The sequence below is a fragment of the Streptomyces sp. Je 1-369 genome (assembly GCF_026810505.1).
GTDB lineage: Bacteria > Actinomycetota > Actinomycetes > Streptomycetales > Streptomycetaceae > Streptomyces.
On sequence record NZ_CP101750.1, the window covers coordinates 2,807,480 to 2,828,209 of the forward strand.

19 protein-coding genes and 2 pseudogenes are annotated in these 20,730 nt (G+C 72.2%); 14 read left to right on the top strand and 7 right to left on the bottom strand.

Going from position 1 to position 20,730, the window contains the following annotated elements; all coding sequences use genetic code 11:
• Positions 1-40 precede the first annotated feature (40 nt).
• The 5 genes from NOO62_RS12835 (at position 41) to fabF (ending at position 4,975) form a co-directional block, all read left to right on the top strand.
• The gene (locus NOO62_RS12835; protein ID WP_268771020.1) at positions 41-1,249 is read left to right on the top strand and encodes a PucR family transcriptional regulator; all 1,209 of its coding nucleotides are present in this window, start codon (positions 41-43) and stop codon (positions 1,247-1,249) included.
• A 100-nt stretch (positions 1,250-1,349) separates the two neighbouring features.
• Positions 1,350-2,261, top strand: coding sequence for an ACP S-malonyltransferase (locus NOO62_RS12840; protein WP_268771021.1), 912 nt, complete (start codon positions 1,350-1,352; stop codon positions 2,259-2,261).
• Between the two features lie 28 nt (positions 2,262-2,289).
• Complete coding sequence (locus NOO62_RS12845) at positions 2,290-3,294, top strand: ketoacyl-ACP synthase III (protein ID WP_268771022.1); 1,005 nt, start codon at positions 2,290-2,292, stop codon at positions 3,292-3,294.
• Between the two features lie 99 nt (positions 3,295-3,393).
• Positions 3,394-3,642, top strand: coding sequence for an acyl carrier protein (locus NOO62_RS12850; protein ID WP_268771023.1), 249 nt, complete (start codon positions 3,394-3,396; stop codon positions 3,640-3,642).
• Positions 3,643-3,712: 70 nt separating this feature from the next.
• Positions 3,713-4,975 carry a beta-ketoacyl-ACP synthase II gene (gene fabF, locus NOO62_RS12855; protein WP_268771024.1) on the top strand — a complete coding sequence of 421 codons (1,263 nt, stop codon included), beginning with the start codon at positions 3,713-3,715 and terminating at the stop codon, positions 4,973-4,975.
• Between the two features lie 71 nt (positions 4,976-5,046).
• Here the strand turns inward: fabF and NOO62_RS12860 are convergent, their stop codons facing one another.
• Positions 5,047-5,541, bottom strand: a complete 495-nt coding sequence (locus NOO62_RS12860) for a DUF3145 domain-containing protein (protein ID WP_268771025.1) — start codon at positions 5,539-5,541, stop codon at positions 5,047-5,049.
• 342 nt (positions 5,542-5,883) lie between these two features.
• Between NOO62_RS12860 and NOO62_RS12865 the strand changes: the two genes are divergently transcribed.
• Together NOO62_RS12865 and NOO62_RS12870 are read left to right on the top strand one after the other, a co-directional pair.
• Complete coding sequence (locus tag NOO62_RS12865; RefSeq protein ID WP_268771026.1) at positions 5,884-6,795, top strand: SGNH/GDSL hydrolase family protein; 912 nt, start codon at positions 5,884-5,886, stop codon at positions 6,793-6,795.
• 49 nt (positions 6,796-6,844) lie between these two features.
• Positions 6,845-7,834 carry an aldose epimerase family protein gene (locus NOO62_RS12870; protein WP_268771027.1) on the top strand — a complete coding sequence of 330 codons (990 nt, stop codon included), beginning with the start codon at positions 6,845-6,847 and terminating at the stop codon, positions 7,832-7,834.
• Between the two features lie 15 nt (positions 7,835-7,849).
• On the opposite strand, the gene NOO62_RS12875 is transcribed toward NOO62_RS12870, so the two are convergent.
• Positions 7,850-10,336 (bottom strand): glycoside hydrolase family 3 protein, encoded by a 2,487-nt coding sequence (locus NOO62_RS12875; protein WP_268771028.1) that lies wholly within the window; start codon positions 10,334-10,336, stop codon positions 7,850-7,852.
• 185 nt (positions 10,337-10,521) lie between these two features.
• Here NOO62_RS12875 and NOO62_RS12880 point away from each other — a divergent pair, with 185 nt between their 5' ends.
• The gene (locus NOO62_RS12880) at positions 10,522-11,151 is read left to right on the top strand and encodes a TetR/AcrR family transcriptional regulator (RefSeq protein WP_268771029.1); all 630 of its coding nucleotides are present in this window, start codon (positions 10,522-10,524) and stop codon (positions 11,149-11,151) included.
• Here NOO62_RS12880 and NOO62_RS12885 read toward each other — a convergent pair.
• Positions 11,062-11,469: a RidA family protein gene (locus NOO62_RS12885; RefSeq protein ID WP_268771030.1), complete on the bottom strand. Its 408-nt coding sequence runs from the start codon at positions 11,467-11,469 to the stop codon at positions 11,062-11,064. The genes NOO62_RS12880 and NOO62_RS12885 overlap by 90 nt on opposite strands.
• A gap of 16 nt (positions 11,470-11,485) precedes the next feature.
• Positions 11,486-12,369 (bottom strand): annotated as a pseudogene (locus NOO62_RS12890) (NAD(P)-dependent oxidoreductase).
• Between NOO62_RS12890 and NOO62_RS12895 the strand changes: the two are divergent.
• The 3 genes and pseudogenes from NOO62_RS12895 (at position 12,359) to NOO62_RS12905 (ending at position 14,578) form a co-directional block, all read left to right on the top strand.
• The gene (locus NOO62_RS12895; protein WP_414930984.1) at positions 12,359-13,429 is read left to right on the top strand and encodes a LysR family transcriptional regulator; all 1,071 of its coding nucleotides are present in this window, start codon (positions 12,359-12,361) and stop codon (positions 13,427-13,429) included. The pseudogene NOO62_RS12890 and the gene NOO62_RS12895 overlap by 11 nt on opposite strands.
• A 20-nt stretch (positions 13,430-13,449) precedes the next feature.
• Positions 13,450-13,542 (top strand): annotated as a pseudogene (locus tag NOO62_RS12900) (GNAT family N-acetyltransferase); the annotation flags it as partial.
• A gap of 121 nt (positions 13,543-13,663) precedes the next feature.
• Positions 13,664-14,578, top strand: coding sequence for an aminoglycoside phosphotransferase family protein (locus NOO62_RS12905; protein ID WP_268771032.1), 915 nt, complete (start codon positions 13,664-13,666; stop codon positions 14,576-14,578).
• On the opposite strand, the gene NOO62_RS12910 is transcribed toward NOO62_RS12905, so the two are convergent.
• Both NOO62_RS12910 and NOO62_RS12915 read right to left on the bottom strand, forming a co-directional pair.
• Positions 14,529-14,762 (bottom strand): hypothetical protein, encoded by a 234-nt coding sequence (locus NOO62_RS12910; protein WP_268771033.1) that lies wholly within the window; start codon positions 14,760-14,762, stop codon positions 14,529-14,531. The two genes, NOO62_RS12905 and NOO62_RS12910, sit on opposite strands and share 50 nt — an antisense overlap.
• Positions 14,763-14,797: 35 nt before the next feature.
• Positions 14,798-15,394: a TetR/AcrR family transcriptional regulator gene (locus NOO62_RS12915; RefSeq protein WP_268771034.1), complete on the bottom strand. Its 597-nt coding sequence runs from the start codon at positions 15,392-15,394 to the stop codon at positions 14,798-14,800.
• 100 nt (positions 15,395-15,494) lie between these two features.
• Between NOO62_RS12915 and NOO62_RS12920 the strand changes: the two genes are divergently transcribed.
• Positions 15,495-15,731 carry a hypothetical protein gene (locus NOO62_RS12920; protein WP_268771035.1) on the top strand — a complete coding sequence of 79 codons (237 nt, stop codon included), beginning with the start codon at positions 15,495-15,497 and terminating at the stop codon, positions 15,729-15,731.
• Positions 15,732-15,790: 59 nt separating this feature from the next.
• The gene (locus NOO62_RS12925; protein ID WP_268771036.1) at positions 15,791-17,128 is read left to right on the top strand and encodes a pyroglutamyl peptidase; all 1,338 of its coding nucleotides are present in this window, start codon (positions 15,791-15,793) and stop codon (positions 17,126-17,128) included.
• Here NOO62_RS12925 and NOO62_RS12930 read toward each other — a convergent pair.
• On the bottom strand, positions 17,125-17,922 hold the full coding sequence (locus NOO62_RS12930; RefSeq protein ID WP_268771037.1) for an EI24 domain-containing protein: 798 nt from the start codon (positions 17,920-17,922) through the stop codon (positions 17,125-17,127). The two genes, NOO62_RS12925 and NOO62_RS12930, sit on opposite strands and share 4 nt — an antisense overlap.
• 196 nt (positions 17,923-18,118) lie before the next feature.
• Between NOO62_RS12930 and NOO62_RS12935 the strand changes: the two genes are divergently transcribed.
• Complete coding sequence (locus tag NOO62_RS12935; protein ID WP_268775597.1) at positions 18,119-20,707, top strand: M14 family zinc carboxypeptidase; 2,589 nt, start codon at positions 18,119-18,121, stop codon at positions 20,705-20,707.
• Positions 20,708-20,730 lie beyond the last annotated feature (23 nt).

Genomic DNA, 20,730 nt, shown 5'->3' on the forward strand with positions numbered 1-20,730 from the left:
TGCACCGCATGTCCCCGCCCCGATAAGGCAGTCTTGTCCCGTGCCCGAACCTTCAGCGAACGCAGCCCATCAGGACGCCCGCCGGTCCGCCCACGCCCACGCCGCGACCCTGAAGCGCCTGGAGAAGTCGTCCGGGAGCCTCGCGGCGCAGGCCATCGCGCGCATGGACGAGACGCTGTCCTGGTACCGGGCGATGCCGCCGGAGAACCGCTCCTGGATCGGCCTGGTCGCCCAGGCCGGTATCGCCGCGTTCACCGAGTGGTTCCGGCACCCGGACGCCCCCCAGGCCATCTCCACCGACGTCTTCGGCACCGCCCCCCGCGAACTGACCAGGGCGATCACCCTGCGCCAGACGGTGGAGATGGTGCGTACGACGATCGAGGTGATGGAGTCGGCGATCGACGAGGTCGCCGCGCCGGGCGACGAGTCGGTGCTGCGGGAGGCCCTCCTCGTCTACGCCCGCGAGATCGCCTTCGCCACCGCGCAGGTCTACGCGCAGGCCGCCGAGGCACGCGGTGCCTGGGACGCCCGGCTCGAATCGCTCGTCGTGAACGCGGTGCTCTCCGGCGAGGCCGACGAAGGCGCCGTCTCGCGTGCAGCCGCCCTCGGCTGGAACTCCCCCGACCACGTCTGCGTGGTCCTCGGCACCGCCCCCGACGGCGACAGCGAACTCACCGTGGAGGCCATCCGCCGCGCCGCCCGGCACGCGAAACTGCAGGTCCTCACGGGTGTCCTCGGCAATCGCCTGGTCGTGATCGCGGGCGGCAACGACAATCCGCTGCACGTCGCGAAGTCCCTGATCGGGCCGTACGCCGCCGGTCCCGTGGTGGCCGGTCCCATCGTCCCCGACCTGCTCGCCGCCACCCGTTCCGCGCAGGCCGCGGCCGCCGGACTCAAGGCCTCCGCCGCCTGGCAGGATGCCCCGCGGCCCGTCCTGGCGGACGATCTGCTGCCCGAACGCGCGATGGCGGGGGATCCGGCGGCGCGCGAGCAGTTGGTGGAGGAGATCTACAGACCGTTGGAGGAAGCGGGCTCGGCGCTCCTGGAGACGCTCAGCGTCTATCTGGAACAAGCCAGCAGTCTCGAGGGCGCGGCCAGAATGCTCTTCGTCCACCCCAACACCGTGCGATACCGGCTCCGACGTGTGACTGACGTCACCGGTTGGTCACCTTCCGATGTGCGCTCCGCCTTCACGCTGCGGATCGCGCTGATCCTGGGGCGGCTGGCCGACGGCGATCCTCAGTCGTAGGGTTTGTCGGCGGGTTTGTCGGCCTCCTACAAATCCCCCAGCGGTTCTTCGTCCCTGTCCCCACGGGCGTGCCCCACCGTCCACAAGAGAGAGTGTAAGAGTGCTCGTACTCGTCGCTCCCGGCCAAGGCGCTCAGACGCCCGGCTTCCTGACCCCCTGGCTCGACCTCCCCGGTGCCGCCGACCGCATCGCTGCCTGGTCGGACGCCATCGGGCTCGACCTCGCCCACTACGGCACCCAGGCCGACGCGGACGCGATCCGCGACACGGCGGTGGCCCAGCCGCTGCTCGTGGCCGCCGGACTGCTCTCCGCCGCGGCACTCGGTGACATCACGCCGGGCGCCGTCGCCGGGCACAGCGTCGGCGAGATCACCGCGGCCGCGTACGCCGGTGTGCTCGGCGAGGACGACGCGCTGCGCCTCGTACGCAAGCGCGGGCTCGCCATGGCCGACGCCGCCGCCGTCACGGAGACCGGCATGGCCGCCCTCCTCGGCGGCGACCCCGACGTCACCGTGCCGCATCTGGAGAAGCTCGGGCTGACCCCGGCGAACGTGAACGGCGCGGGCCAGATCGTTGCCGCAGGCACCCTCGACCAGCTCGCGGCGCTGCAGGAGGACAAGCCCGAGGGTGTCCGCAAGGTCGTCGCCCTCAAGGTCGCGGGCGCGTTCCACACCGAGCACATGGCGCCCGCGGTCGCCGCGCTGGAAGAGGCCGCCAAGGACCTCACCGTCGCCGACCCGCGCCTCACCTACGTCTCGAACCGCGACGGCAGGACGGTCGCCGACGGCGCCGAGGTGATCTCCCGCCTGGTCGGGCAGGTCGCCAACCCGGTCCGCTGGGATCTGTGCATGGAGACCTTCCAGGAGCTCGGCGTGACGGCGCTGATCGAGGTGTGCCCCGGCGGCACGCTGACCGGTCTGGCCAAGCGCGCCCTCAAGGGCGTCCAGACGCTCGCGGTGAAGACCCCCGATGACCTCGACGCGGCCCGCGCGCTCGTCGCCGAGCATTCCTGAGCCGACGACAGACAAGGAGCCGTAGCGCATGTCGAAGATCAAGGCCGCACAAGGCCATCCGTACGCGCGGATCATGGGCGTCGGCGGCTACCGTCCCACCCGGGTCGTGCCGAACGAGGTCATCCTCGAGACGATCGACTCGTCCGACGAATGGATCCGCTCCCGCTCCGGCATCGCGACCCGCCACTGGGCCTCCGAGGAGGAGACCGTGGCCGCGATGTCCGTCGAGGCGGCGGGCAAGGCGATCGCCGACGCCGGCATCACGCCCGAGCAGGTCGGAGCCGTCGTCGTCTCCACCGTCTCGCACTTCAAGCAGACCCCGGCCATCGCGACCGAGATCGCGGACAAGATCGGCGCGGGCAAGCCCGCCGCGTTCGACATCTCCGCGGGCTGTGCCGGTTTCGGCTACGGCCTGACCCTCGCCAAGGGCATGATCGTCGACGGTTCCGCCGAGTACGTCCTGGTGATCGGTGTGGAGCGGCTGAGCGACCTCACCGACCTGCACGACCGTGCGACGGCGTTCCTCTTCGGTGACGGCGCGGGCGCCGTGGTCGTGGGCCCCGCCAAGGAGCCGCGGATCGGCCCGACGGTGTGGGGCTCGGAGGGCGACAAGGCCGAGACGATCAAGCAGACCGAGTCGTGGGACGTGTACCGCAACGGTGGCGCCCCCGCCAAGTACCCTGCCATTACGCAGGAGGGCCAGGCGGTCTTCCGCTGGGCCGTGTTCGAGATGGCGAAGGTCGCCCAGCAGGCGCTGGACGCGGCCGGAATCACCGCGGACGACCTGGACGTCTTCATTCCGCACCAGGCCAACGAGCGGATCATCGACTCGATGGTGAAGACTCTGAAACTGCCGGAACATGTCACGGTCGCCCGTGACGTGCGCACCACCGGGAACACCTCGGCCGCCTCGATCCCGCTCGCGATGGAGCGGCTCCTGGCGACCGGCGAGGCGAAGAGCGGCGACACCGCCCTCGTCATCGGCTTCGGGGCGGGTCTCGTCTACGCCGCCACGGTCGTTACCCTCCCCTAGGCGTCACCGTCCGGATCTTCCGATCCGTACAGCTGTGCCCAGCCTGCCGCTGCCGCGGCGGGTGCCCCACCCTCTGGATACACAAGAAGGAGCGCCAACATGGCCGCCACTGAGAAGGAGATCGTTGACGGTCTCGCGGAGATCGTCAACGAGATCGCCGGCATCCCGGTCGAGGACGTCGAGCTGGGCAAGTCCTTCACCGACGACCTGGACGTCGACTCGCTGTCCATGGTCGAGGTCGTCGTCGCCGCCGAAGAGCGCTTCGACGTGAAGATCCCGGACGACGACGTCAAGAACCTCAAGACGGTCGGCGACGCGACCAAGTACATCCTCGAGCACCAGGGCTGACCTGCCCCGTGCTCTGTCGCCACCCGGCGGTGGCGCCGCTGATCCCCTCAACACCGTGGAGAATTTTCCTGTGAACTCGACCAATCGCACCGTGGTCGTCACCGGTATCGGCGCAACCACACCGCTGGGTGGCGACGCAGCGTCGACGTGGGAGGGCCTGCTCGCGGGCCGCTCCGGCGTCAGCGCGCTGGAGCAGGACTGGGCAGCCGAGCTGCCCGTCCGCATCGCCGGTCAGATCGCCGTGGAGCCGGGCGAGGTCATCCCCCGCCCGCAGGCCCGCAAGCTGGACCGGTCGGCGCAGTTCGCGCTGATCGCGGCCAAGGAGGCCTGGGCGGACGCCGGATTCACCGCCAAGGCGGGCGAGGACACGTCCGTGGACCCGCACCGTCTCGGCGCGGTCATCGCCTCCGGCATCGGCGGCGTGACCACGCTTCTGGACCAGTACGACGTGCTGAAGGAGAAGGGCGTACGCCGCGTCTCCCCGCACACCGTGCCGATGCTGATGCCCAACTCCCCGGCGGCCAACGTCGGCATCGAGCTGGGCGCCCGGTCGGGCGTCCACACCCCGGTGTCGGCCTGCGCCTCGGGCGCGGAGGCCATCGGCTACGCGATCGAGATGATCCGCACCGGCCGCGCCGACGTCGTCGTCGCGGGCGGCACGGAGGCGGCGATCCACCCGCTGCCGATCGTCGCGTTCGGCAACATGATGGCGATGTCGAAGAACAACGACGACCCGCAGGGCGCCTCGCGTCCCTACGACGCGGACCGCAACGGCTTCGTGCTGGGCGAGGGCGCGGGCGTGATCGTCCTCGAGTCCGAGGAGCACGCCAAGGCCCGCGGCGCGAAGATCTACGCGGAGGCCGTCGGCCAGGGCATCTCGGCCGACGCGCACCACATCACGCAGCCCGAGCCGTCCGGCAACGGCATCGCCGCGGCGCTGCAGAACCTGATCGACACGACGGACCTCAAGCCCGCCGAGATCGTGCACGTGAACGCGCACGCGACCTCGACGCCGCAGGGTGACGTCGCGGAGATCAAGGCGCTGCGCAAGGCGTTCGGCGACGACGTGGACCACATGGCGATCGCCAGCACCAAGTCGATGACGGGTCACCTGCTCGGTGGCGCGGGCGGCGTGGAGACCGTGGCCACGGTCCTCGCGCTGAAGCATCGGATGGCCCCGCCGACGATCAACATCGAGAACCTCGACCCCGAGGTCGACGCGGACGTCATCCGTGACGAGGCCCGCGCGCTGCCCGAGGGCAGGATCGCGGCGCTGAACGACTCGTTCGGCTTCGGCGGCCACAACGTCGTCCTGGCGTTCCGTACCGTCTGAGTCACCCGCAGCACGTACGCGAAGGGGCCCCACCGCTCGGTGGGGCCCCTTCGCGCGTGTCGGACGTCTTCTCAGACCACCTGGTGGAGCCACCGCACGGGCGCGCCCTCGCCCGCGTACCTGAACGGTTCGAGTTCGTCGTCCCAGGGCTTGCCGAGGAGCTTGGCGAGTTCCGCCTCCAGGTCGCTCTCGCCGCGCTGTGAGCGGGCCAGCGCGGCGCGGAGCCGGTCCTCGGGGATGAGGATGTCACCGTGCATTCCGGTGACGGCGTGGTAGATGCCGAGCTCGGGCGTGGCGCTGTACCGCTCGCCCTCGGCGCCGGCGCAGGGCTCCGCCGTGACCTCGAAGCGCAGCAGATCCCAGCCGCGCAGGGCGGAGGCGAGCTTGGAGGCGGTGCCCACCGAGCCCCGCCAGGAGAATTCGGATCTCCAGGTGCCCGGCGCCGCGGGCTGCCTGATCCAGTCGAGGCTCACGCGCGCGCCGAGCACGCCCGCGACGGCCCACTCGACGTGTGGGCACAGCGCGCGCGGAGCGGAGTGCACGTACAGAACTCCACGTGTCGTCACCGGGACCTCCAGTGTGGGTCGAGGTTCGCCTTCCCCAGCGGCCTCGCGCCCGTGCCGAGCTGTTTTCCCCAAATACTAGATAAACCTGGGAAAAGGGGACAGATGTGACGTGATGTAATTTAGCGGAACCACTAGAGCGATGCGCCACCGGGTGGCTCACCCGCCCTGTCGCTGCCGTGACAGCAGGGGCCCGGCGGCTATGGGCCGAGGCTACCGTGCGGCGGCGCAAGGAGTGTGACGTACCGTCGGTCCGGAGGCCAGGAAACTCCGACCTTTCACCCGGCGGGGCGCAACCCCGGCCACGCGCACGACGTCACGTTGAACGACTGAGGGGAGCAGGGGATGCGGAACCGCAGGCGCCGGTCGCGCGCCGTCGTCGCCCTCGCGACGGCGGCCCTGCTCTGCGGCGGGGCGCTGACCGCGTGCGACGCGCAGGGCGGGAACTCGGGTGCGCCGGGCGGCTCGTCCGCCCCTCGCAAGCCGTCGCCGAAACCCACCCCCGCGTGGGACACCTCGCCCCGCTCGCTGGCCGCCGTCGGCGACTCCATCACGCGCGGCTTCGACGCCTGCTCGGTGCTCTCCGACTGCCCCGAGGCGTCCTGGGCGACCGGCACGGACACCGAGGTCGACAGCCTGGCGACGCGGCTGCTCGGGAAGGGCCGGGCCGCGTCGCACAGTTGGAACCACGCGAAGACCGGCGCCCGGATGGAGCACCTGACCGGGCAGGTCGAGGAGGCCGCGGCGGACCGTCCGGAGCTGGTGACGGTGATGACGGGCGCCAATGACGCGTGCCGTCCGACGGCCGCCTCGATGACGCCGGTCGGCGAGTTCCGCGCCGACTTCGAGCGGGCGATGCGCACGCTGCGCCGCGAGCTGCCGAAGGCGCAGGTGTACGTGGCGTCCGTGCCCGACCTCAAGCGGCTCTGGTCCCAGGGGCGGACGAACCCGCTGGGCAAGCAGGTGTGGAAGCTGGGCATCTGCGCCTCCATGCTGGCCGACCCGGACGACCTGAACGCCACGGCGACGCAGCGGCGCGCGTCGGTGCAGGACCGCGTGGTCGCGTACAACGAGGTCCTGGAGGACGTCTGCGACAAGGACCGCCGCTGCCGTTACGACGGCGGGGCGGTCTTCGACTACCGCTTCGACGGCGACCAGTTGAGCCACTGGGACTGGTTCCACCCGAGCAAGAACGGCCAGGCGCGGCTCGCGGAGATCGCGTACCGGCAGGTGACGTCGAGGAAGCCCGTGGCGTAGGTCTTTCCGGCGCGGGTACTGGCGGCGGCGTCCGCGTAGGGTCTCGATCATGCGTAGTGAACTCTTCGGGACGCTTCCCGACGGCAGCCCCGTCCACCGCTGGACATTGGAGAGGGCCGGGGTTCGGATACGCGTCCTGACCTACGGCGGCATCGTGCAGTCGGCGCACGTGCCCGACCGGGCGGGACAGGTGGCGTCGGTGGCGCTGGGGTTCGACGAGCTCGCGGGGTATCTGGCGCACCCGGGGCCGTACTTCGGGGCGCTGGTGGGGCGGTACGCGAACCGGATCGCGGGCGGCTCCTTCTCCCTCGACGGGCGTGCGTACCGGCTCGCGCGGAACAACGGGCCCAACGGGCTGCACGGCGGCGAGCGCGGCTTCGACAAGCACGTGTGGGACGCGGAGCCCGCGGGCGACGGTCACGGGGTGCGGCTCTCGCGGGTCTCCCCCGACGGCGAGGAGGGCTATCCGGGACGGCTCGCGGTCTCGGTGACGTACACGCTGGACGAGTCGGGTGCGCTACGCATCGCCTACGAGGCGACGACCGACGCGCCGACCGTCGTGAACCTCACCAACCACACGTACTGGAACCTCGCGGGCGCGCGGGCCGGGACCGCGCTCGGGCACGACGTGCGGATCGCCGCCTCCCGCTACACCCCGGTCGACGGCGACGGTGTGCCCACCGGGGAGTACGCGGACGTGGCGGGGACGCGGTGCGACTTCCGCACGGCGCGTGAGGCCGGGCCGGGCTTCGACCACAACTACGTCCTGGACAAGGGCGTCACCGCGGAGCCGGTCGAGGTGGCCGAGCTGCGCGACCCCGTCTCCGGCCGGACACTGACCGTCGCGACGACGGAGCCGGGGCTGCAGCTCTACACGGCGGACCACTTCGCGCCGGACCTGCCGTTCGCGCCGGGCGCCGGGATCGCGCTGGAGACCCAGCACTTCCCGGACTCCCCGAACCGGCCGGAGTTTCCCGCGACGGAGCTGCGGCCGGGCGGGGTGTACCGGTCGGAGACGGTGTACGGCTTCTCGTGGTGACGCGGGGCGTCCCCCTCAGGCGATGAGTGTCTCGTCCAGCCGGAGGTCGGCCACGGAGCGACCTGCCTGCACTTCGTACGAACCACTTTGGTACGCCCAGGAGTTGGCGTCCTCGTCCCAGGTCTCGAAGGCGCGGCGCGGGATTTCCACGGTCACTTCGGCACGCTCCCCCGGCGCCGCCTCGGCGCCCGCGAACCCGGCGAGCCGGCGGGCCGGGCGGTCCGGGTCTCCCGTGGTGGGAGCCAGATAGACCTGGACGACTTCGCGGCCCGCGCGGTCGCCGGTGTTGCGGACGCGGACGGTGACGGTCGTGCCTTCGACGGTGAGTGATTCATACGTCCAGTCGGTGTAGCCGAGGCCGTGCCCGAAGGCGTAGGAGGGGGTGGCGCCCGCCTTCTCCCAGGCGCGGTAGCCGATGAACACGCCTTCGGTGTAGTCGAGTTCGCCGCCGTCGGGGGTTACTCCGGTGACGGGGGCGGCGGTCAGGTCGCCCCAGGTGGTGGGGAGGCGGCCGCCGGGCTCCTCGGCGCCGAGCAGGACGTCGGCGAGGGCGGCGCCACCCTCCTGGCCGGGGAACCAGCCGAGCAGGACGGCCGCGACGTCATCGCGCCACGGCAGCTCCACCGGGGAGCCGGAGTTGACGACGACCACGGTCTTGCGATTGGCGGCGGCCACCGCGCGGACCAGGTCGTCCTGGCGTCCCGGCAGCTTCAGGTCGCGGCGGTCGAAGCCCTCGGACTCGACGCGTTCGGTGGTGCCGACGACCACGACGGCGGTGTCGGCGGCGCGCGCGGCCTCTACGGCCTCGGCGATCAGTTCGTCGGGGTCGCGGCGCGGGCCGAGGTGGACGAGGGAGAACACGACGCCGGGCAGCGGCGCCGCGGGCTGCTTGCCGAGCGGGTGGCGCAGGGAGATCTCGACGGGTTCGCCCGCGGTGAGCCGCACCCTCCCGCGCTCGACGGGCGAGCCGAAGAACGCCTCGAAGGGGTCGGAGGCCGGGCCCATCTCCTGGACGCCGTCGTACAGGGTCTCGCCGCCGACGGTGAGCGTGAAGGCGCCGAGGCCGCTCGTGCCGAAGACGTGCTCACCGCTCTCGCGCGGGGTGAAGGTGCCGACGACGTCGATGCCCGCGAGGGTCTCGTGGGTGACGCCTTCGGGCAGGTCGTCGCCGATCCACTGGACGTGGCCGGAGGGGAGGCTGCCCTCGCCGAGGACGGCGCCGGTGGCATCGCGGCAGATCGCGCGGAGCGTGAATCCCTGCTCCGCGGCGGCGAGTTCGTCGCTGGGGTCGGCGCCGACGGCGTAGGTGAGCGCGCCGTCGGGCAGGGCGGCGGTCAGGCCGTCGAGCGGGGAGACGACGTGGGCGGGGAAGACGGTGGCGGAGCCGCCGCCGAGGATGCGGGCGTCGCGGGCGGCGGCGCCGATGAGGGCGACGGTGCCCGCGTTCGCGCCGCTGCCGTCGGGGCTCAGCGGGAGGGCGCGGTTCTCGTTGCGTACGAGGACGAAGGCGCGGCGGGCGATCTCGCGGGCCAGGGCCTCGCCGTCGACCTCGGCGGGGAGGTCCGCCGGGGCGACGACCGGTTCGGCGCCTTCGAGGATGCCGACGCGGGCGGCGAGGCGCAGGACGTTGCGGACGGCGGCGTCGACGGTCTCCTCGGCGACCTCGCCCGCGCGGACGGCGGCGGCGAGCGGCTCTCCGTAGACGGTCTTCGGGCCCGGCATGGCGACGTCGAGGCCGCCCTCGATGCCGCCGGTGGTGGAGCGGACGGCCATCCAGTCGGAGACGTTGCAGCCGTCGAAGCCCCACTCGCCGCGCAGCACGTCCTCGACGAGGTGCCGGTGCTCGGTCATGGTCACGCCGTTGACCTGGTTGTACGCGGTCATGATGCCCCACGGGTGGGCGCCCGCGACGATGGCCTCGAAGGGCGCCAGGTACAGCTCGCGCAGGGCGCGCGGGGGCACCTTGTTGTCGACGGTGAAGCGGTCGGTCTCGGCGTCGTTGGCGACGAAGTGCTTGACGGTCGTACCGACACCGCCGGACTGCACGCCGCGCACGTAGCCGGTGCCGATGACGCCGGTCAGGTACGGGTCCTCGCTGTACGCCTCGAAGTGCCGGCCGCCGAGCGGGGAGCGGTGGAGGTTGACGGTCGGGGAGAGGAGTACGTGCACACCTTTGCGGCGGGCCTCCTGCGCGAGGAGCGCCCCGGCGCGGCGGGCCAGGTCCTGGTCCCAGGTGGCGGCGAGGGCCGTCGGGGAGGGCAGCGCGATGGACGGGTCGTCGGCGGTCCAGCGGGTGCCGCGCACGCCGATCGGGCCGTCGGACATCACGAGGGACCGGAGGCCGACCTCGGGCAGGGCGTGCAGGGCCCACATGGTGCGGCCGCCGAGGAGGCGGGCCTTGGCGTCGAGGCCGAGCTCGCGGAGCGCGGCCTCCACAACTGTCTCGCGTGCCTGGTCCTGGTCGCGCTCGTGTCCCTGCTCGGTGGGCCCGGTCTCCGCCATGGCGGTGCCTCCTCGTTCGGCGCCTCGGTCTTGTTCCGTCCGTCCCGTACTCGTACCTCCATCGTGCACCTGGTACCTGTAGAGAGGTAGGTTTTGTTATCTTGCTGTTACTTTGAGGCCTCCGTTCGCCGCTGTCTGTCGTACGGTCCTCCGAGCGGCGACGTAGCACGGAAGGGGTGCGGGCCATGGCGGCCAGGGCCAGGAGCGAGGAGCGGCGCGCGGAGATCCTGCGCGCGGCGTTCGAGGTGATCGCCGAGCGCGGCTACCGGGGCGCGAGCCTGGGGGCGGTCGCCGAGCGCGTCGGGCTCACGCAGCAGGGCCTGCTGCACCACTTCCCCACGAAGGAGGCGCTGCTGGTCGCCGTCCTGGAGGCACGCGACCAGTGGGACGCGGTGCCGCGCGGCGAGTGGCGCCTGGACCTGCTCGGGTCGCTGGTGGAGTACAACGCGATGCGCCCCGGCATCGTGCAGACGTTCTCCGCGCTGCTCGGTGAGAGCGTCACGGACGGGCATCCGGCCCGCGGGTTCTTCACCACCCGGTACGGGGCGGTACGCGAAAACTTCGCGGCGGTGCTGCGCGCCGAGTACGGCGACAGGCTGCCGGGCGGCCTCAGTCCGGAGGCGGCGGCGCCGCTGATGGTGGCGGTGATGGACGGGTTGCAGTACCAGTGGCTGCTCGCCCCCGACGCGGTGGACATGCCGGGGGCGTTCACGGACTTCCTGCGGCTACTGGGTACTGGTGCGGGCTCCCCCGGTGCCGGGGAGGGCGGCGACGACCTCGACCTCGACCAGCGCCCGCGGCGGGACGAGACGTGAGACGGCGACGGTGGTGCTGGTGGGCGGGGTCGCGGTGAGGAACTCCTTGCGTACGGCGGCGTAGTCGGCGAAGCCGTCCATGTCCGTGAGGTACGTACGGATGTTGATGATGTCGTCGAGCCCCGCGCCGTGCGCGGCGAGCAGCCGCTTCAGGGCCTCGAAGACGCCGCGGGACTGGGCGGCCATGTCGTCCCCTTCCGCGCACTGCCCGGAGACGTACAACAGGACGCCTCCGTCGGCGTGTTCGACGCGGGCGACCTGCGAGTAGGGCCCGAAGGGCTGCGGGGCGTCGGCGGGGTTGCCGATGGATATCTGCATGTCTGTCCGGTACTCCTCAGTTGTCGCGGCGGGTGTGGGCGCGGATGTGGGTGACGGCACGGGCGACGTCCTCGTGGACGACGTCGGGGTCGGCGGCGGCTGCCTGGAAGTGCCGCAACACGGCTTCCATGGCGGGGAGTCGGGTGGTGCGCGTCGCGAGGGAGACATCCTTGACGGCGAGGTCGCTGCCGAAGTGCACGTCGGTCGCGAAGGCGCGGGCGACGGCGCCGCCGAGCGGGCCCGCGGCGAGGGCGTCCCTGGCGGTGCCCTCGTCCAGGCCGAGCGCGTCGGCGAGCTTCATCGCCTCGGCGACCAGGGCGACGCCGCCGATGACGGCGGTGTTGACGACGAGCTTGAGCGCGGCGCCCGAGCCGAGGGGGCCGGTACGGGTGACCGGCCCGAAGTGGGTGAGTACGTGCTCGACGCCGCTCGCGTCACCGCCCGCCAGAATGCCGAGCCGCCCCGCGGCGGCCTTGTCCGTGCTGCCCATGACGGGGGCGTCGACGAGGGTGACACCGTCCGGCACGCGCCCCGCCAGCTCCTTCACGGTGTCCGGTCCGACGGTCGACATCTCCACCCAGTACGCGCCGGGGCGCAGCGCCGGAACGATGGCGTCGGCGACTTCGCGTACGGCGTCGGGACCGGCGAGCATGGTGATGACGACGTCGGCGTCGCGGACGGCGTCGGCGGGGCCGGGGGCAACAGTGGCACCCTCGGCGGCGAGCCGTCGGCTTTCGCCGGGGTCCGGTTCCAGACTACCAACGGATGCTTGGCGGCGATTAGTTGACGGGCCATCGGCACACCCATGTGTCCCAGACCGAGGAATGCGATCTTTTCCATGGGCCCGACGCTAGGCCCGGCCACGGGATGCGACAAGCGAATGTCTAGCATGCGAGCCATGCCGAACCCGCATGCCGTACAGCCCTCCTCCTCCCTCAGTGCGGGGGCCGCGCCGCCCGACCTGTCGACCGTCTGGCTCCGGACCTTCCTGGACGTGGCCCGGCACGGGTCGTTCACGGTGGCGGCGCGGGAGCTGGGCTGGACGCAGTCCGCCGTGTCGCGGCAGATCGCCGCGCTGGAGGCGGCGCTCGGCGGGGCGCCGCTCTTCGACCGGCGGCCGCGCGGGGTACGGCCGACGGCGCAGGGCAGGGCGCTGCTGCCGCACGCGGAGGAGGTCATGTCCCGACTGCGGGTCATGGCACGGGAGTTGACCGCGCTGCGGGACGCGGCGGGTGGGCTGCTGCGGGTCGGGGCGTTCGCGACGGCGGACGCGGGGCTCGTGCCGAGGGCGATCGCCGGGTTCCGTACCCGGCACCCCGGTGTGACGCTCACCCGCGAGGAGGGCCTGACACCCGCGCTTCTCGCCCGCCTCGTGGAGGGCGAGCTCGACGTGGCGGTGGTGTCGACGACGGGCGGGGCGCTGGCCGGTCCCGGCGGGGACGTCGGCAACGGCGCGCGCGGGAGCATCGAGAAGGCGGCGTACGAATTGCACCATCTGCTCGACGAGAAGCTGTACGTCGCGCTGCCCGCGGGACACGCGCTGGCGGGCGAGCCCGAGCTGCCGCTGCACACCCTCGCCGGGGAGGACTGGATCTCCGGCAGCCCGCGCGTAGAGGGCTCCCTGCTCGACCCGGCCCTCCACCTCGGCTTCCGGCCGCGCGTCGCGCACGTCGTCGCGGAGTGGACGGCGAAGCAGGGGTACGTGGCGGCGGGCCTCGGCGTGGCCCTCGTCCCCGCGCTGGCGGCGGAGGGCGTCCGGCCGGACATCGCGCTGGTACCGGTACGGGACGAGGATGTACCTGCGCGCGCGGTGTACGCGGCGACGGCGCGGGGGCGGGTACCGGCGCCTGCGGTGGGGCCGTTCCTGGGGGCGCTGCGGGGGGCGGCGCGGGGGGCTGGGGCTGGGACTAGGACTGGGGCTGGGGCCGGGGCTTCTGGCTACGCCACGGGTGGGTGCTAGGAGCTGTCCCGGCGATCACCAAGTCCGGTTACCTTCTCGATGGGACCCAGCGCAGTGCGGCCCTGCATGACGACGGCCGTCATGACATGCATCTGCACGCCCGAATCCGCGGCTCGTCCACGCGGACGTGCAGGTGGCCCTCGCCCGGACAGTCGGGCGGGAAGGGCGGGAGCGTGGAGTGGAAGGCGGGCCCCTCCGGGCGTCCGACGAGGGAGAGTTGTGGATACGGGGAAGATGCACGCCGACGAAGTCGGCATCGACGAGGCGCTGGTGCGTCGGCTGGTCGAGGAGCAGTTTCCGGCGTGGGGCGGGCTTTCCGTGGAGCGCGTCGGCTCCGCGGGGACGTCCAACGCCATGTTCCGGCTCGGGGCGGACATGGTGGTGCGGTTGCCGCGGCTGCCCGGCTCCGCCGAGGACGTCGAGCGGGAACACCGGTGGCTGCGCGCACTGGCGGACGCGCTCCCCGTTCCCGTCCCGGCGCCGCTCGCCACGGGCGGGCCGGGCGAGGGCTATCCGTACCCGTGGTCCGTATTCCGTTGGCTCGACGGCGAGACGCCGGTCGCGGGGCGGCCGCTCGCCGAACCGGAGTTGTTCGCCAAGGACGTGGCGGAGTTCATCACCTCCCTGCGTGCGGTCGACGCGACCGGCGCCCCCGCCGCCTACCGCAGCGATCCTTTGGCGTCGCGCGACGCCGCCACCCGCGAGGTCATCTCGGGGCTGCGCGGCGTCGTCGACGCCGACACCGTCACGGAGGTGTGGGACGCCGCGCTGCGCGCCACCCCGTGGCAGGGTCCCGGTGTCTGGGTGCACGGGGATCTGCAGCCGGGGAACGTACTGGTCCACGAGGGACGGCTCGGTGCCGTCATCGACTTCGAGTGCATGGGTACGGCCGATCCCGCCGTCGACCTGATCGCCGCGTGGTACCTGATGGATGACGAAGCCCGTCCGGTCTTCCGTGCCGCTCTCGGCCCGGCCGTCGACGACTCCGCGTGGGAGCGCGGGCGTGGCTGGGCCCTCACCATCGCCCTCACCGAACTCTCGTACTACCGGGAGACGAACCCGGTGATGGCCGGTACGGCGCGGTGCGTGATCGGGCGGCTCACGGGGGGCGACAGGTGCTCACCAGCAGGTGGGCCGCGAGGCCTGTGATCAGCGCGCTCGACGTCAGCGCGGTGGCCACGCGGCCTTTGCGGCTCGTCAGGACCCGGCCCAGGAGTGCGCCTCCGCCCGCGAGGAGCTGCTCCGTTTCGATCACGTCCGTGAGTGAGGCGCCGCCCACGGGCATGGCGATGCCGTAGCCGGTCAGCAGGCCCGCGATCAGGCTCCCGCTCATGAGCGGGAGCCTCACGGAAGCGGGGCGTAACCGGTTTACGCGCGCAGGCCCTCCGCATAACCCCTCAGCAACCCCCGCGCCCCCTCCGGCGACTGGTGGCCCACCAGGACCAGGGACGTCAGGCCCTCCGTCAGGGCCAGCAGCACCCTCGCCTCCGCCTGCGCGTCCAGCCCCGGGCGCAGCTCCCCCGTCGAGCCGCCGTAGTCGAGCAGCCAGACCAGGAGTTCGTGGAGCTTCGCGTACGTGTCGCGGAGTACCGTCGCCAGGTCGTCGCTGACCGCCGCCTGCGCGACGAACGCCCCCCAGACCTGTGCCTCCGTCCTGTCCTCCGGCTCCAGCAGCGCCAGCGCCGCCAAGGTCCGGTCCAGCAGTGTCAGTGCCGACTCCGGCGTGCCCGACGCCTCGATGCGGGAGCGCGCCCGCTCCCCGATCCGGTCCGAGATGCCCTCCAGGGCGAACAGCAGCATCTCGTCCTTCGTGCGGAAGCAGCGCTGCACCGCCCCCATCGACACCCCGGCCTCGGCCGCCACGTCCCGCAGGCTGACGGACTCCATGCCGGAGCGGGCGATCAGGTGGCAGACCGCCTCGGCGATACGGCTGCGGCGGTCCTCGTAGTCGACCTGCTTGGGCATGCGGGGAGCACCCTTCCTTTCCGATGCGGTTGCATCATATCGGAGACCCGTGCATCATCTGATGCGTCCGCATCAGAACGTACGGAACGGGTACCTGCACATGACCACTCAGACCAAGAAGTCCTTCGCCGGGCTCCTCGCCCTCTTCGGGGTCATCCTGCTCGTGCAGGGGTTCGGCTCCGCGATCACCGAGGCCGGGTGGGACACCTCGTTCGGCGTCTCCGCCGTGCTGCGGGAGGCGGGCGCGCCCGCCTGGGTGGATCTCGTCGTCGGAGCCGTCGGCTGTGCGCTGCTCGCGGCCGCGGCCCGCACCCGCGGCCTGCGCAACGCGCCGTAGCGCTCACCCCTCCCGCCCCGCGATACTTCCGCCACCTCACCCGTCACGGAAGGACTCGCGTGCTCTCACGACTTGGCGCCCTCGGCGCCCTCGGCGTCGCCGCCCTGCTGGCCGGGGCCGGTGTCCCGGCGTCCGCGTCAGCCGCCGACACCGGACGCACCGCCACGCCCGCCGCCACCGCCCCCACCGTCGAGGAAGCCCGGCTCGACCGTGCCGCCCCGCAGGAGATTCTGCGGCGCAGTGGATTCGACTCCGTGGCGCCGGAGTTCACCGCGGCCCTGAAGAAGGCCCGCTCCTACGACCACGCGCGGCGCCTCGTCGTACGCGAAGGCCGGTCCCTGTGGCAGCGGGCCGTCGACCGTGCCCAGGGCAAGCAGCAGGCCGACATCAGCGACACCAACGGCATCAGCGGCATCAGCAAGGACGACGATCGGCCGCTGTACTGGGCCCGGCTCGGGATGACGCGTGAGCTGCGGCAGTGGGAGCCGGATCGTTTCGCCCTCTCCCCGGAGCGGCGGGAACGGCTCATGGGGGCCCTTGAGCGGTCGTCCCGCGGGCAGGACTCCGTCGACCACCGCCCCGGCGAACGCGGGCACGGGCACGGGCACGTCAAGCGCATCCTCGTCACCGGCTTCGATCCCTTCACCCTCGACCGCGACGTCCGCATCAGCAATCCGTCCGGCGCCGCCGCCCTCGCCCTCGACGGCACCACCATCCGGACCGCCGACGGGCCCGCGCGCGTCGAAGCGGTCGTCTTCCCCGTCCGGTGGGACGACTTCGCCGACGGCGCCGTCGAGCGGGCACTGCGCCCGTACCTGCCACGCGTCGACCTCTTCACCACCATCAGCCAGGGCCGCGTCGGCAAGTTCGACATCGAGCGGACCAACGGCGCCTGGCGCGGCGGCTTCGGCGACAACGAGAACCTGTCGCGGACCGGCACCGTGCCGGTGGGCGATCCCGCCTCGCAGCCCCAGTGGACGTCGACGACCCTCCCGTACAAGGAGATCGCCGCCGCGAGGACCGGGCGCTTCCCGGTGTACGACAACACGTCGGTGACCGAGATACCCGCGGGCGGCGGCGAGCCCGTGGTCCGGCCCGACGGGCCCACCGAGGGGTCGACGGCCCGTGCGGGCGGCGGCGGGGACTACCTCTCCAACGAGATCGCCTACCGTGCGACCCTGCTGCGCGACCGGCTCGGCCTGCACGACCGGCTGCCCGGCGGCCACGTCCACACGCCGGTGCTCCAGTTCGGCGCGGACAACACCGACCCGGCGACGGGCGACGTCACCGATCCCGAGTTCGTGCGGAACCGGCTCGACATCATCGCCCAGGTGCGGGGGATCCTCCGCGTCGCCGCGGCATCGTCCTCGGACGTGTCCCGAGAAGTGCGGCCCTAAGCACCGGCCACCGCGGCACGTGCGCCGTCGCCGTCGCCGTTCCCGGTACGTTCGTCGTTCTCCCCCATCAGATCCCGCGCCATCAGCGTCGCCCCCGCGACCGCGCCCGGCATCAGGAACACCGCGACGAACGGCACCAGGAAGGCGACGGCGAGCGGGGTCCCGAAGCCCCAGGCGAGCGTCTTGCGGGAGCGCAGCATGGCGAGCCGGTCCCGCAGTTCCACGCCCCGGCGCTGCAACGCCACCGCCGTGAGCTCCTCGACCAGGAAGAAGCCGGTCACGCAGAAGCCGATCACCGGGACGACCGTCTGGCCGACGACGGGGATGAAGCCGAGGGCGAAGAGCAGTACGCCCCAGATCAGCGCGCGCACCACGATGCGCAGGCTGTCCCGCGCGGAGATCCACAGGTCGCGCCAGAGCGGCAGGCCCGACTCGGGGGCGTGGCCGCCCTCGGAGATGTCGACCTGCTCGGACAGCGACTCGTAGAACGGCTCACCGATGAGCAGCGTCACCGCGGTGAAGGTGAGGACGGACAGCAGCAGCGCGAGGGCGAAGAGGAGAGCCGTCAGAAAACCGCGGAAGACGCCCTGCCAGGGCGAGGACCAGTCGTCGGCGAACGGCGTGGCCCAGCCGACGAGGTCGCCGCCCCACAGGGCGAGCGAGACGAGCGCCGCCGCGTAGAGGACGAGCGTGATGAGGCCGGGCAGCAGCCCCCATCCGTACTGCTTGCCGTGCTGGGCGACCCAGCGCTGCCCCTTCATCAAGTAGCCGAAGCCCACACCCAGATCGCGCATGCGGCACACCTTAGCCGCAGGTCGACGGGGGTTTGTGCGGGGTCACGTGCCGGGACTGTCACGGGTAGGAAACACGGCCCCCTTGAACACTCCCTTGATCGCTCCCGTGATCGCTCCCTTGAACGCCCTCTTGTTGATGGGGAGTTGAACCGGTAGACCCTCGCGTACCGATCTTCCGGAGGTACGTATGGCACGTATGGGTATATCCCGTCCGTTCAGACCCGTTCCGCTCACCGTGACCGTCGCGGTCGGCGCGGTCGGCGCGCTGGTCCTCACCGCGCTCGCGCCGGGCAGCGCGACCGCCGACCCGACGCCCCGCCCGGTCACCCGCGAGGAGGCGCCGCTCGGCGCCGACCGGGCCGCCACGTCCCCGGAGGCCGCCGCCGAACGCGCCCTCGGGGATGCGCCGTCCCCCGCACCGGGGGGCAGCGGCGACAACGGCCGCGGGTATCCGCGCGAGCGGAAGCTCGACCTCCCCCCGGCCAACCCTGCCGACAAGTCGATAAAACTGGGGCTGACGCCGTACCACGGCATAGCCCCGAAGCTGAACGCCCTGCAACGCATCGGCGACCGCGTCAGCGTGGAGGTCGCGGGCCGTTCCACGGGCGGCCACCAGCTCTACCTCGTGACCGTCACCGCACCCGAGTCCGCGCGCGAGACGGCCCGGCAGACGCGGATGCGGGAGCGGATCGAGAGCGACCCCGCGCGAGCCGCTAAGGACGGGGCGATCAAGTCCTCGTACAAGACGCCCGTCTTCGTCAACAACAACATCCACGGCAACGAGTGGGAGGGCACCGACGCGGCCCTCCAGCTCATCGAGAGGCTCGCGAAGGCGAAGGACAGGGGCAGCCGGGACCTGCTCGCGCGCAACCGGCTCTACTTCAACATCACCACCAACCCCGACGGCCGCATCGCGGGCACCCGCGCCAACGCCAACGGCTTCGACCTGAACCGCGACTTCATCACCGCCTCGCAGCCCGAGGCCCGCGCGGTGCGGCGGATCGCCATCGACAAACAGCCCGCGGTCATGATCGACCTGCACGGGTACGTCAACGGCACGCTGATCGAGCCGACCACTCCCCCGCACGGCGAGAACTACGAGTACGACCTCTTCCTGAAGAACTCCTACGCCAACGCCCTCGGCATGGAGGCCGCCATCAAGGACCTCGGCTACACCGAGGAGAAGGACGGCGTGCGGCCGCCCGTCATCCCCTTCCGTGACCAGCAGGAGGGCTGGGACGACTGGCCGCCGATCTTCACGCCGCAGTACATGCCGTTCCACGGCGCGGTCGCGGCGCACACCATCGAGTTCCCGATGCAGGTGAACAACGGGGAGTACGAGTCGCAGCCGGCCGCCGAGCTGCGCCGCAGGGCCGCCATCAACGTGGACATCGCGGGCGCCGCGATGCGCGCCACCCTCGACTACACCGACCGCCACCGCACCTCCGTGATCGCCGACCAGATCGAGGTCTTCCGACGGGGCGCGACCGGCGCCGAGCAGGTGCCGGTGTCGGAGGAGACCGTGCCGGGGGTGCCGGGGATCGGCCCCGAGGACGTGTACACGACCGAGTTCCCGCGCGCGTACGTGATCCCGGCGAGCGGTGGTCGTCAGCGGTCGGCCGCGGCCGCAGCGCGGCTCGTGGACCACCTGGTCGCCAACGACGTGCGCGTGGAGCGGGCGGGCCACGGCTTCCGGCTCGGCGGGCGGACGTACCCGAAGGGCTCGTACGTCGTCGACATGCACCAGCCGAAGCGGGGCCTGGCCCATGTGATGCTCGCCGACGGGCGGGACATCAGCGACAAGGTGTCGACGATGTACGACATCTCGGGGTGGAGCCTCGGACGCCTGTGGGGCGCCAGTGTGGACTCCGTGGAGCGCGGGGGCCTGGGTGGCGTGCACGGTCGTACGGTGCGTGCCGCGTCCCGCGTCGGGTACGTGGCGCCGCACGGGAACCTGCGTCTTCGCCTCGACGACCCGCGGGAGATCGCGGCTCTCAACTCCCTTCTGGGCCAAGGTGTTTCCATACGGCGTGACCGTGACGGGAGCGTCGTCGTGCCGTCGTCCGCGCGCCGTGCCGCGGCCGTCGCAGCGAAGAAGTACGACGTCGCCTTCGACGCCACGAAGGCGAAGGGCGGTGCGGCCCTGCACCGGACGCGGGTCGCCGCGGCCGTCACGCCGGGTGAGCTGTTCGCGCTGCGGGAGATGAACTTCGACGTGGAGCCCGTGTCGACCGCCGTGCTCAACTCAGGCTTCGACTGGAGGACGGCGGACGCGCTCTTCGTATCGGCCGGGCTCGACCGGAGCAAGCTGAACGCGGCGGCCAGGGCCGGGCTCGACCGGTTCCTCGCCGGGGGCGGCGGTCTGGTCGGGCGGGGCAGAGCGGGCGCCGCGCTCAACGCCGACGCCGGGCTGCTCGCCGTCGAGGCGGTCCAGGGCAACGGCGACGCCAACGGCGTGGTCCGCGTGGTGAACGCGGGCGGCACGGTCACGGGCGGAGCGCCCGGCCACAGCTTCGTCTACGCGCCGTCGTGGTTCACCGACCTCGGCCCCGGGGTGCGCGCCGAGCAGAAGTACGGCGGCGGCAGCCCTCTCGTCTCCGGGCACTGGCGGGCCATGGAGGACGGCTCCGGCGGGCCCGCGGACGCGGCGGGCCGGGCCTCGGTCGTCAGCGGGTCGGCGGGCGGCGCGGACGTGGTGCTCTTCGGCACCGAGCCGCTCTTCCGCGACCACCCGAAGGGGGCGTTCCCACAGGTCGGGCGAGCGCTGCTCAGCGTCGGCCGGTAGCGGGAATGTGTGGTGGGGGCGCG